The sequence below is a fragment of the Sulfurivermis fontis genome, assembly GCF_004001245.1.
Taxonomy (GTDB): domain Bacteria; phylum Pseudomonadota; class Gammaproteobacteria; order Thiohalomonadales; family Thiohalomonadaceae; genus Sulfurivermis; species Sulfurivermis fontis.
Map to the genome: position 1 here is coordinate 2,617,650 of NZ_AP018724.1, position 12,620 is coordinate 2,630,269.

Annotated in this window: 8 protein-coding genes; 1 reads left to right on the top strand and 7 read right to left on the bottom strand. The window is 64.7% G+C overall.

All coding sequences use genetic code 11. The features are described 5' to 3' along the window. The first annotated feature begins 108 nt into the window (after window positions 1-108). Window positions 109-1,122: a glycosyltransferase family 2 protein gene (locus EP379_RS13115; protein ID WP_127478230.1), complete on the top strand. Its 1,014-nt coding sequence runs from the start codon at window positions 109-111 to the stop codon at window positions 1,120-1,122. Between the two features lie 42 nt (window positions 1,123-1,164). On the opposite strand, the gene EP379_RS13120 is transcribed toward EP379_RS13115, so the two are convergent. From EP379_RS13120 to EP379_RS13150, 7 genes are all read right to left on the bottom strand, one after another. After that, entirely contained in the window at window positions 1,165-5,202 is a 4,038-nt protein-coding gene (locus EP379_RS13120) for a PAS domain S-box protein (protein ID WP_172600486.1), read from the bottom strand. Between the two features lie 522 nt (window positions 5,203-5,724). Then, window positions 5,725-6,963 (bottom strand): ISL3 family transposase, encoded by a 1,239-nt coding sequence (locus tag EP379_RS13125; RefSeq protein ID WP_127477213.1) that lies wholly within the window; start codon window positions 6,961-6,963, stop codon window positions 5,725-5,727. Between the two features lie 125 nt (window positions 6,964-7,088). Continuing rightward, window positions 7,089-8,828 carry a chloride channel protein gene (locus tag EP379_RS13130; protein ID WP_127478232.1) on the bottom strand — a complete coding sequence of 580 codons (1,740 nt, stop codon included), beginning with the start codon at window positions 8,826-8,828 and terminating at the stop codon, window positions 7,089-7,091. A gap of 7 nt (window positions 8,829-8,835) precedes the next feature. Beyond that, window positions 8,836-9,909, bottom strand: coding sequence for a glycosyltransferase family protein (locus EP379_RS13135; protein ID WP_127478233.1), 1,074 nt, complete (start codon window positions 9,907-9,909; stop codon window positions 8,836-8,838). 41 nt (window positions 9,910-9,950) lie between these two features. Further along, entirely contained in the window at window positions 9,951-10,559 is a 609-nt protein-coding gene (locus EP379_RS13140; RefSeq protein WP_127478234.1) for a trimeric intracellular cation channel family protein, read from the bottom strand. Window positions 10,560-10,840: 281 nt separating this feature from the next. Beyond that, entirely contained in the window at window positions 10,841-11,284 is a 444-nt protein-coding gene (locus tag EP379_RS13145; RefSeq protein WP_197722796.1) for a GNAT family N-acetyltransferase, read from the bottom strand. Between the two features lie 824 nt (window positions 11,285-12,108). Continuing rightward, window positions 12,109-12,405 carry a hypothetical protein gene (locus EP379_RS13150; RefSeq protein ID WP_127478235.1) on the bottom strand — a complete coding sequence of 99 codons (297 nt, stop codon included), beginning with the start codon at window positions 12,403-12,405 and terminating at the stop codon, window positions 12,109-12,111. Window positions 12,406-12,620: the final 215 nt, after the last annotated feature.

Genomic DNA, 12,620 nt, shown 5'->3' on the forward strand with positions numbered 1-12,620 from the left:
CACAAAGGCAATGAGCGGTGCCACCCCTTCGCGAATACGATTCGCTCCTGCGCGAGCCACATCACGCACCATCCACCATCCGGTAGCGCCGGGTTATCATGTACCACCATGTCCGCTCCCCGCATCTCCGTCCTGCTGCCCTTCTACAACGCCGCAGCCACGCTGGACGAAACCCTGCACTCGATCCGGCAGCAGACCTTCACCGACTACGAGCTGATCGCCGTGGACGACGGCAGCAGCGATGCGTCGGCGGAGATCGTGCGTATCCATGCCATGCAAGATCACCGCATCCGTCTGCTGCAACCCGGTCGCCAGGGTGTGGTCGGCGCCATGAACAGCGCGCTGGCGGCGGCGCGTGCCGCTATCGTGGCGCGCATGGATGCCGATGATGTGATGGCGCCGGAGCGGCTGGCGCGGCAATACGAACTGCTGTGTGCACAGCCGCACCTGGCGGCCGTCGGCAGCCAGGTGCGACTGTTCCCGGAAGAACAGATCCAGGGCGGCTTCCACGAATACATCCGCTGGCAGAACGCCTGCCTGTCGGCGCAGGACATCGCCGACGAGATCTACGTCGAGCTACCCATCGCCCACCCCTCGCTGATGTTTCGCCGCGACGCCGTCCTGGCCCTGGGCGGCTACCGCGACGGTCCCTTTCCGGAGGACTACGACCTGCTGCTGCGCCTGCACCACGCCGGCCACGCCATGGCGAAAGTGCCCGCGATACTGCTGCACTGGCGCGAAAGCGGCGGCCGCCTCACGCGCACCGATCCGCGCTACAGCCGCGAGGCCTTCGCCCGCTTGCGCACGGAATTCCTCGCCCGCGACCCGCGCCTGCAGTCCGGCCGGCCGCTGGCGATCTGCGGTGCCGGCCGGCGCACGCGGCAGCGGGCGCAGCTGCTGCTGGATTATGGCTTCCAGCCGGTCGCCTGGATCGATATCGACCCGCGCAAGATCGGCAACACGGTACATGGCGTGCCGGTGCATCCGCTGCAGTGGCTGGCGCAGAAGAGCAAGCCCTTCGTGCTCAGCTACGTCACCAACCACGGCGCGCGCGAGATCATCGCCGCACAGTTGCAGACGCTGGGATATGAGCGGGGACGGGATTATCTGATGGTGGGGTAGGCACCGTCATGCAGAAGCCGCATTCGCCCACGGAATTGGCTCCTACGCCTCCTCTCCGCGCCAGGTAAAGCCCTGTTCGCGGAACAGGCGCAGACATACCTGCACCACGGCCGGATCGTAGCGGCTGCCCTGGTGCTGCTCGATCTCGTCCAGTGCCGCCTGCAGCGGCAATGAGGCGCGATAGGGGCGATGCGAGGCCATCGCCTCGACCACGTCGGCCACGGCGAGGATGCGCGCCTCGACACCGATGGCATTGCCGCGCAGCCCGTTGGGATAGCCGGAGCCATCGATACGCTCATGATGTTGCAGAATCATCTCCGCCACCGGCCACGGAAAATCGATTTCCTTGACGATGTCGTAACCCACCTGGGGATGAGTCTTGATCAGATCGAACTCCACCGGCGCCAGGCGGCCGGGGCGGTTGAGGATCTCGGCCGGGATGTAGATCTTGCCGATATCATGGATCAGCGCCCCCATCTGCAGACCGGTGATGGTGCCCTCGTCCAGGTTCATGCCATGACCAATGGCCATGGCCAGCTCGGCGACACGCTGCATGTGACCGGCGGTATAGGGATCGCGCTTCTCCACCGTCAGCGCGATCACGCTCACCGTCTTGATCAGGATGCGCGCCAGTTCGGCCTGGGCGCGATCGCGCTCGCCGGTGGTACGGCGCATGCGGATACCGTAGGCGAGGTCGTCCGCCAGTTCCTGCAACAATTCCACCTCCGCCGGCGCCCACGGCTCGGTCTGGCCGGAACAAACGAACAGGACACCGAGGGATTCTTCACCACTGATCATCGGCAGGGCGATCGCGCTGCTGTCGTCGCCGCTGCGCTGACACAGCGGACAATCCTCGCCGACACGCAGCGTGTCGCGCTGCAGCTCGCCGCGATCCAGCGCAGTGCAGATCAGCCGGCTGACCGCATCGTGCGCCGTGCATGGCAGGTTGTCGGCCACCATGTTCTGTTCACCATCCCAGGCCAGGGTATGGAGCACACCATCGACATCGCGCGACCCGATCCAGACGGAGCGATAGCCGGCCTCCCGTACCAGCACCGCACAGATCTCCTGCTCGAAGTCCCGCTCATCGGAGGTGTACACCAAGGCCCGGTTGCTCAGGTTGAGGGTACGCAACACGCGGTTGAGGCGATTCAGCGTCTGCTGGTGGATGCGCAGGCCGATGATCTGGCCCAGCTGGTCGGCAATCGCCTCGATCAGCTCGCGCTCCTCCTTGAAGAAGGGCCCCTCGTCCAGCTCCGGCAGGGCCTGGGTATAGAACACCTCGACACTGCCCACCTCCAGCGGGCCGACCATGATCAGGGCCGCCAGCGACGCGGGGCCGGCGGTGAAACCGGGTGAAAGATAGTCCTGCCCCTGATAGCGGATACGCGCCGTGGTCAGTTCCGGGTATTGCCAGGCCTCGGGCAGGTAGTTCACGGCGCGCTGCAACAGTTCGGGCAACGGCGTTTCGGTCTCCTCCGCCAGCTGCGCCACGCGGTACAGGCAGCGGCTTTCCTTGAGCCGCTCCTGCAACTGATAGGCCAGCTCCTGCACGCGCTCCTCCGCGACCCGCCGCCCGGTCACATCCTCATGGGTGCCGACCAGGCGCAGCGCCTTGCCGGAGGCATCGCGCACCACATGGCCACGGCTCTGGATCCACACCCAGTGGCCGTCCTTGTGACGCATGCGCACCTCGAATTGCAGCTTGTCGTCCTCCCCGCCCAGCACACCATCAATCGCCGCCTCGGCGGCAGGCAGGTCATCCGGATGGACGAGGCGGCGCCACTCGCCGGTACCGTCACCAATCTCATCGTCGTGGTAACCCAGCATGGTTTTCCAACGCGTGGAGTAAAACACCTTGCCGGTCGCCACATTCCAGTCCCACAGGCCGTCGCTGCTGCCCTGCAGGGCCAGCGCCAATTGTTCCTCGCTGGCCGCCAGCCTGGCCTCGATGGCCCGGCGCTCGCTGGTATCGTGAAACAGCCCGAGCAGACATCGGCGACCATCCAGTTCCACCGGAGCAGCACTCACGTCGGCATATATGACGCGGCCATCATGGCGCAGCAATGGCACATCGCGGGCAACCGCCATCTCGCCGCGCACCTGTCGGGCAAATGTATCCTGAACCTGCGGCAGTTGATCTGCGGGATGGATATCCTCGACCTTGAGCCAGTACAGCTCGGCCTCGGTGTAACCGAGCATTTCCGCCATCGCCTTGTTGGCCAGCACGAATCGTTGCGTGGCCAGTTCGGCGACGAGGATACCGTCGCGCGCCGTGTCGAATACGGTCTGCAGGCGTGACTGTGACTCACGCAGCGCCTCCTCCAGGCGATGGCGCTCGGTGATGTCCATGCCGGATGACAATGTGCCGGTGATTTTGCCGTCGGCATCGCGCAGCACGGTGTTGTGCCAGGCGATGAGCCGCTGCTCACCGCTGCGCCGCACGATCCAGCTCTCGACATAGGGATGCGACTTGTCGGCAAGGATGTCCGCGAATATGGCGCGCACCTGGGCATGCCCCGGCTGCGACACGAATTTGTCCAGCCAGCTCTGGCCCAGCAACTCCTGCTCGTCGTAACCCAGTATCTCGCAACCCTTGCGGTTGATGAGCGTGATGCGCCCCTCGGTATCCAGCGCCAGCAACATCACAGCCGCCACATCGAGATAGCGCTGGGCGCGCCCGCGCTCCTCCTCCACGCGCCGCGCCATGGCACACTGCTCGGTCACGTCGCGCAGGATGTGTATGGAGTAGCGGTAATCGCCGGCGTCGTTGCGGATGGCGAAAAAGCGCGCGGCATAGACATGGCCATTGCCCGCCACCACCTCTTCCTCCATCTGGCGCACCTCCTGACGCGCCAGCACGCAGGCCTGGGCCGGGCCGGAATCAAGAGGAAAGACTTCCCAATAAAAGCGGCCGATGATATCGGCGAAGTCAACGCCGGCACAGTCGGCATAGGCGCGATTGGCGCGCATCACGCGCCCGTCAGCATCGTGCAGGAAGATGGGGTCGGACACGGCATCGAAGGCATCCATCCATTCGTGATGGGCATGCTCGATCAGCTCGCGGCTGAGCTCAAGGGCCTGATTGGCCTCCTCCAGACGCCGTGCCCGCAGCGCCTGGCTGTACAGGTGGTAGCCGAGCAACAGGGTAAACAGAACGCCGAGCCCCAGGGCCCACCATGCCAGCATGGGGTGGCCGATACCATGGCCCGCGCCGGGATTGAACACCACGCGCCAGCTCCGCCCCGGCAACACCAGCTCACCCTGCCAACGCAACGGTGCCGTCGTTTCGGCCGGTTGCAAGGACTGGAACAGCGGCCGGCCGTTGCGTGCATCGAACAGCTCGAAGGCCAGGTATTCGGTGCCCGCCGCGCGTTGCACCGCCGCCATCAGCTCGGCAATGCGGAACACCCCTGCCACATAGCCGCGCAGTGCCAGGCGCCGCGCCACCACGTCCCCGGGTTCCGGCACGGACTGATACACCGGACGGAAGATCAGAAAACCCTGCCGCTCGTAGGCAGGCTGCAACAGCGCCAGCATCGGCGTGGCCACCAGGGTGCCGCTGTCGCGCGCGGCTTCCATCGCCAGGCGCCGCAACGCGTGCGAGGCGAGATCGATGCCGAGGGCGCCGCGATTGCCCTCCAGCGGTGCGGCGAATTGCACGGGGAAATAGACTTCACTCTCGTCTGCCGGCAGCAGATCACCATTGGCGATTTTGCGGATTCGGTAGTCGGCAAATCCTTCGGCCTGCATCCCGCGCTCATGCGCCGCCCGCTCCGCGGCCGTCACCCGCGGCACCCAGATCAGCGCCTGGATCTCGCCATGACGGTTCAGGCGCGCCTCGGCAAAGCGGGCGAACTCAGCGTGGCTGACCTCATCCGAGGCGTCATACAGCGCGCCGAAACTATCCACCATCTCCACCGCCAGGTCCATCTGGCGCTGCATGCTCTCCAGCAGGCTGGCGGCATGGCGCTCGAAATTGAACCTCGCCTCCTGCATTTCATATCGGCGCACGCCCGCAAACAGTGCAGCAGACAGCAGTGCACCGAACAGCAGGGTGAACACGACAGAACGTGGCATGGGCGAAATACCGTGAAATAGCGACATGCGTCTTTCCCTGACCAAACTCCGCTCTCCAGCGCACACGACCACCCGGACTCCTGGTCGTTACACAGTTGTACGCCGTTATGACGGCGCTGCCTAGGGGATTCATGCTTATCTTGCCGACGGAACCGAAATGAACCTGCCCGGCAGGCGGCTGCGGCAACGCGCTGCTGCATGAAATATAGGGAAGGTCTGAATAAGTCCATCCTTGACTTCTCAGGTCGCTCCCGCCCCTCCCTGGGCTGCGCGACATAAGTCCATCCGTGGACAAAACCACGCCAAGCGAAAAGTGTGATTTTCGCTTGGCTTCATTTTTCAACGACTTATCGTCGTTGAAAAATGGCGGCACATCCCTGTGCCGCGGAAGCTCTGAACTTATTCAGAGCTTCCATAGATGATGTCGTCGCATGGAACAGGGCGCACGCACTAGCCGAATGGCGCATCGGCATCGTTGCGTCAGATCAAAAACGGGGTCATCACCTGATCGAGTGGGTTGAATCACCGATTTCTCATCTGAGCGGGGTATAGGTCAAGGCCGCCGAGATGGAAGTAGATGGCAGTACGGAAACGCTCCCGATTGCGGAACCCCCGCGCCCGGCTCTTCATGTGCTGGATGCGGCTGTTGATGCTTTCGGCATGGCCATTGTGTACCTTCAACACCACGGCATTGATGATGCCCCACAGGTGCTTCTTGATCGTTGCGGCGGTTTTCTTCACCGGCTCCAGTCGGCTGCGTACAGCCCAAGACAGCCAGCGCGTCCAGCCCTTGGCCGCCCAGGTGCGGCTGTCGTAGTGCCACAGGCCCATGGCGAATTCCTTGATGGCCCAGGCCCGCGCCGTTTTCAGGCTGCCATCGCGCAGTGCACGAAAGCGGTTCTGCTGCGCACGCGTCATGTTGGCCGGGTTGGTGAGCCAGTCATATTTGCTGCCCTTGAGGCAGTCCTCGCCCACGGCCAACAGGGAGCGATGCTCCTGTCGCCGTACCTTGTCCACCGCATCATTCAGGTACTTGGCGACATGAAACTTGTCGAAGGCGATTTTCTCCCGCGCCTGTGGGATGTGCGCCTCCGTGGCGCTGATATAGGCCGGCCACATGTCCATCGCCACCGCCTTGATGTTGGCCTTCTGCTCATCACTCAGCCCGGCATAGTAGGCCGACAGGCTCTCCGTCTTGCGGTCGTCCGCCACGTGCAGCACGACGCCACGTTCCTGGTCAGTCACCACGGTCACGTACTCGTGGCGCCGGGCGAAGGCGGTCTCGTCCACGCTCAAGTATTCCGGCGCTTGGCTCTCACGTCGGGACAGCCCGCGCTTCACCGCGCGCTGCATCACTCTGTCGATGGCGCCCCAACTCAGCTTCAATTGTCGCGCCACCGCCTGCGTGCTCGCCTCCTTCAGCCAGTCAATGAGCAGCGCCTCGAACAGCGCCGTGAAACCCGAACCCGGTTCTGCCCACGGGACCGCCACCGTGACCACCCCGTGCTCTGCACATTGCACCCGCGGCACGTCCGCTTCCAGCACCGTCTTGTACTGGCAGGTGTCCAGATGGCGCCATTGCCGACGCCTGCTGTCGTAGCCGGGGCTGGGGCGTCCACAGTGCGGACAGCTCCACGTCACTCCCGGCTCCGGGACCACGTGAATCCGAACCTCCTCGGCATCACGCAGCAACTGCACATCGGCCACCTTCCACGGCGACCGTAAGCCAAGAATCTGGGCGTATAGGTCTATGTCTCTCATGACTCAACAGGGTAAGCTACCCACTCGATACGGGGAAGAGCCCAAAAACGGAGGGGTAACCGGTTGCTGAAAAACCGTTTCGTTCCGGAGCGAGAAGGCGTTTTCAGCAATCCGCCATAGCACTGTCAGCGATAACGGTAGTTTTCCTCCACCGCCTCCCGCGTCAGCACGCCGTAGATGCGCTGGATGAAGGGGGCCGTGGTGCGCTGCACGTAGAGCACCTCGGCTCGGGTGGATTGCAGAGTTTCCAGCGCCTCCTGCAGGGTGGCCTGCAGATGGATCGGCGCCAGGTCGCGGCGCCGCGCCGGGATGGCCATCAGGTCCAGGACTGGCGCTTCGCTTTCGCTCAGGGCGTGCGCCAGATCGGCGGCGGGCAGCAGGGTCAGCGGCCGCTCCTCGTCGCGCACCAGCAGCCAGCGCGGATTCTCCGCCAGCAGCCGCTCCGCCGCCGCCCGCTCCAACTGCGGCGCGCATTCGGCGAAGCTGCGCTCCATCACCGCGGCGACACCGACGCGGCGCAGCGACTGCGCCACCGGGTCGTTGCGGTAGTCGAGGCCGCGGGCGCGCATCAGCGCGAGATAGATGGACTCCTGCCGGAACACCTCGCGCGCCACCAGATTGGCGATCACCACCGCCAGCATGCCGGGCAGGATGATGTTGGGGTTGCCGGTCAGCTCCAGCATCGCCATCAGCGCCGCCAGCGGCGCCTGCAAGGTGGCGCTCATCATTGCCCCCATGCCCACCATGGCATAGAACCCCGGCGAGGATGCCTGCCCCGGATTGAGCAAGCCGCCCAGCACGCCGAGCGCCCCGCCGGCGGCGGCGCCGATCACCAGGGTCGGACCGATGAGGCCGCCGGGTAGGCCCAGCCCCAGGCCCAGCGTGGTCGCCAGCAACTTGAACACGGCGATGGCCAGCAGCAGGCCCAGCCCCACCTCGCCCAGCAGCATTGCATTCATGGTGTCGTAGCCCACGCCCATGATCTGCGGCACCGCCAGCGCCAGCAGCCCGACGATGGCACCGGCCAGGGTGGTGCGCAGCCACAGCGGCACCTTGGGCAACGCGGCGGAACTCGCGCGCAGCAGGCGGATGAAGGCCGCCGACAGCGTGCCCAGCACCAGGCCGATCACCACCAGCCAGGGCAACTCCCACAACGAATGCATCTCCAGCGCCGGCACGCTGAAGGCGGTGGCATCGCCGAACACCGCGCGGGTCAGTACCGCGCCGCTCACCGCCGCCAGGATCACCGGCGTGAAGCCGGCGATGGTGTACTCCATCATCACCACCTCCATGGCGAAGATGACCCCGGCGATGGGTGTGTTGAACGAGGCGGCGATCGCCGCCGCCGTGCCGCAGGCCACCAGGGTGCGGATGCTGTTGTTGGGCAGGCCGAGGCGCCGCCCCACCTGGCTGCCGGCGGCGGCGCCGAGATGGATACTCGGTCCCTCGCGGCCCACCGAATGGCCGCTCACCAGACAGATCGCCGCGCCGACGAACTGCGTCAGCAGATTGCGCAGCGGCAGATGGCCCTGGTGATAGCTCAGCCGCTCCATCACATGCACCACACCGACCATGCGCTGCGCCGGCGGCAAGGCCTGCAACAACAGGCCGACCACGAGGCCGCCCGCCGTCGCCACCGCCAGACGCAGCCACGGCTCGACCGTTTCGAATGACTCCGCCTGCCCCTCCGGCAGCCAGGCCACCTGGCCCAGATGGATGACCAGACGAAACGCGATGATCACCGCACCGGCCAGCAGGCCGCTCAGCAGCCCCAGCGCCGCCAGTTGCGGCAGCGCCTCCATGGCGGCGAGGCGCTCGCTCAGGCGATCGAGCCGGGCGCGCAGTGCCAGACGAAGATTGGTCATGCGCCCATTATGACAGACGCGCCCGCAGCAGTGCCGCCGCCTGCAGTACGCCGCTGGCGGCGCAGGCCGCCGGACGCGGCGGCTGCCACAGTGCCTGCAAACGCGGCAGGAATGCGCCGCGATCGAATTCTTCGCGCGGCACCGCGGCACAGGGCACCTGCCGCTCCAGCCAGCGCACCAGCCACGGCTCCTCCGGCCAGTCCACCCGCGGCACATACAGCAGCGGCACCCCGGCGCAGGCCGCCTCGGCGAAGGTGCCGTAACCCGGCTTGGTCAACACGGCGTCGCACGAGGCCAGCACATCGGCAAACGGCAGGCCGAGCTCCTCCTGGATCAGCACATCGCCGCGCCGCGGCTGCCAGTCGCGCTGCATCACATAGCGCACACCCGGCGTCAGCGGCCAGCGTTCCAGCGGCGGGCGAAAGGCGATGCCGCCCATCACCACCAGCACCAGCCGCTCATCGGCGGCCAGTCCGCAACGCGCATCGATCTCCTCGCGCCGCGCGTTCCCCGTCAGCGCCAGCGGCCCGATGTCGTGCAGATTGTCGAGGCCGGGCATCGGCATCGCCGGCTCGGTGCGCAGAAACACGGCCGCACTGTTGTACGCCGCCAGCATCTGCGCGCGGATGCGTCCCGCCTCGGGCAGCGCGTGACAGTAATAGCCGTAGATATCCGCCCAGTTGAGGCAGCACATGGCCACGGCGGGAATACCGGCGCGCGCCGCCGCCGCCAGGGTGAGATAGGGAATGTCGGCCAGGATCAGATCCGGCGCCGCCTGCTCCAGCTCGCGCGCGACTGTTGCAACGCGCCGCTCCCAGTCGTGATGGAACGCCGCATAGCGCGCCGCGCTCGCCCCCACGTCGACTTCCAGCGCATCGTGCATCACCATGCCGAAATCGTCCTCTGCCTGCTGGTGCACGAACGGCCCGGCGATGCGCCGCGCCAGCACCTCCTGCGGCAGGCCGCAGCGCACGGTGAGTTGCAGTGCCGGCAGTTGTGCGCGCAGCGCATTCAGCACCGGCGCGGTCTGCGCGAGATGGCCATAGCCGTGGGCGGAGATGGCGGCGAGGAGATGGGGCACGGGCGAGGTCTATCGGTAGGCGCGCGGCAGGGCAAACGACGTTACTGCGCCCTGCGGCATACGGGCAGATTCAGCCCCCAGCGGATCGCCAGCACGCGCAGCACCGCCACGACGACGATGCCGCTGGTGAAGGCCAGTGCCGGTGCAACCCCCAGGGATTGCAGCACGAGATACGCCACGATGCCGGCGATCGCCGCAGTGGCATAAATCTCCTTCTGCATGATGAGCGGGATCCGCGCCGTGACCACGTCGCGCAGCACGCCGCCGGTGACGCCGGTCATGGTGCCCATCAGCACCACGATCAGCGGTGAATACCCCGCCGCCAGGGTGAGCTTGGCGCCCGACAGGGCGAACAGCGCCAGGCCAAGGGCGTCGGCCACCAGAAAGCTCTTGCCCGGCGGCGGACGCAGACGCAGGTAGATGATGGTCGCCAGGGTGGCGGCGATGATGACGATCAGATACCAGGTGTCGACGATCCAGAAGATCGGATGCCGGTTCAGCAGCAGGTCGCGCAGGGTGCCGCCGCCGATGGCCGTCAGCGTCGCCACCATCAACACGCCGAGCAGGTCCAGCTCCCGATCCCGCGCCGCCAACACGCCGCTGGCGGCAAACACCGCCACACCGGCCAGATCCAGGTAATACAACAACACGATGCCTCCGGAAGGAATGGATAGGGATGCTGCCGGCCGCTCCCCCGGGAGGGAGGCCGCGGCCATGTTCAGCACCCGAAAAAGGAATTGCTGGGTAACGTTGCGCCGCAAGCAGGCGCGCAAGCATAGCATTCCGCACGAAGGCGTTCTTCCCCCGGCGTGGCGCCGTAGCGTCCTACGCCCGCCAATGCGGCGGGGCGTTCAACACATCGGCACACCGCACCGTACCGCGCACCCGGCCGATGATGCCCGGCTTCAACTCCATCACCATCCAGGCGTCGTCATGCTCGGCGGGGATGGGATACGGCGCGGCCAGACCCAGCGCCCGCGCCGGACGGAATCCGAAGCGGGAATATATAGTCGGAATAGCCCAGGACGAAGACCAGATCGACCCCCGCCGCTGCCAGCCATCGCAGCCCTTCCTTGACCAGGGCGCCGCCAACACCCTTGCCCTGCGCCTGCGGCAGAACCGCCAGCGGCGCGAGGACCTGGGCGGAAACATCCGGATCGGCCGGTTGAATCCCTACCGCGGTAAACAGCACATGGCCTACCACCTCGCCACCACGCTCAGCCACCAGCGAATACAGCGGCCTGGCCGTCGCATCAGCGAGCAAGCCCTCGACCAGGCCGACGATCTCCGGTCCCTCTGTGAGGCCGAAGGCCGTCGCATGGACCACCCGGACGGCAGCATGGTCATCTGCGGTAGCGAATCTGACGTTCACCATGGGATGTCTTTCATCACGATGGCCGCCCCCTGATATCAACCGGAGCCCTTGGTAGGTTGGCGCTGACGCAGGAAGCCCAACGCATCGGCACGTGGCATGCCGGGCTTCGTTCCTCTGTCCTGCTAGTTCGGGGTCAGTAGTTCGGGGTCAGAGTAACGGAGTAGTTCGGTAGTTCGGGGTCAGAGTAAACGGAGTAGTTCGTAGTTCGGGGTCAGAGTAAAAACTCCAGCGGAGTAGTTCGGGGTCAGAGTAAAAACTCCCCGGACTCTCCAAGTAAAAATCCTCCAGTTGTTACTCTGACCCCGAACTACACGAACTACAGACCACTCGACAGGACGAATGAATGTTACGTTCAAGAAGATACCGGCTGATGCTTCAGGAAACATCGCTCAGACGTCATCCACACGCCAAGACCATAACTCGCCCCCGCCGCCATCCAGAGCAGCGACTGCCAGACCCAGTAATAACCGGCCGGCTCTGCCCGATACGGCAAACCGAAACAGTAGTTCGGGGTCAGAGTAAAAACTCCCCAAGTAGTTCGGGGTCAGAGTAAAAACTCCCCAGGCACTAGTTCGGGGTCAGAGTAAAAACTCCCCAGACTCTCGGCACTAGTTCGTAGTTCGGGGTCAGAGTAAAAACTCCTGTTGGAATGTAGTTCGGGGAGTAGTTCGGGGTCAGAGTAAAAACTCCCCGGACTCTCCAAGTAAAAATCCCCCAGTTGTTACTCTGACCCCGAACTAAAAATCCCCCAGTTGTTACTCTGACCCCGAACTACAGAACTACACGAACTACAGACCACTCGACAGGACGAATGAATGTTACGTTCAAGAAGATACCGGCTGATGCTTCAGGAAACATCGCTCAGACGTCATCCACACGCCAAGACCATAACTCACCCCCGCCGCCATCCAGAGCAGCGACTGCCAGACCCAGTAATAACCGGCCGGCTCTGCCCGATACGGCAAACCGAAATAAACCGGGGTGCACGCCATCACCAGGAACATGGGCAGCCCCCAGCGGATGACGCCATTGGAAACCACAAAACGCCATTTGCCCTGCCTGCGCGTTTCGCTCCAGGTCAGGTGGCGTCTTTCGGAGTAGTACCAGGAAAATTTTGGCATTGCATGCTCCTTATAACTTCGAACGCGTTGTTACTCTGACCCCGAACTCCCTGCTGACCCCGAACTCCCTGACCCCGAACTCCTTAGGGAAGCTCTGAATAAGTTCAGAGCTTCCGCGGCACAGGGATGTGCCGCCATTTTTCAACGACGATAAGTCGTTGAAAATTGAAGCCAAGCGCAAATCACACTTTTCGCTTGGCGTGGTCTGAGAAGTC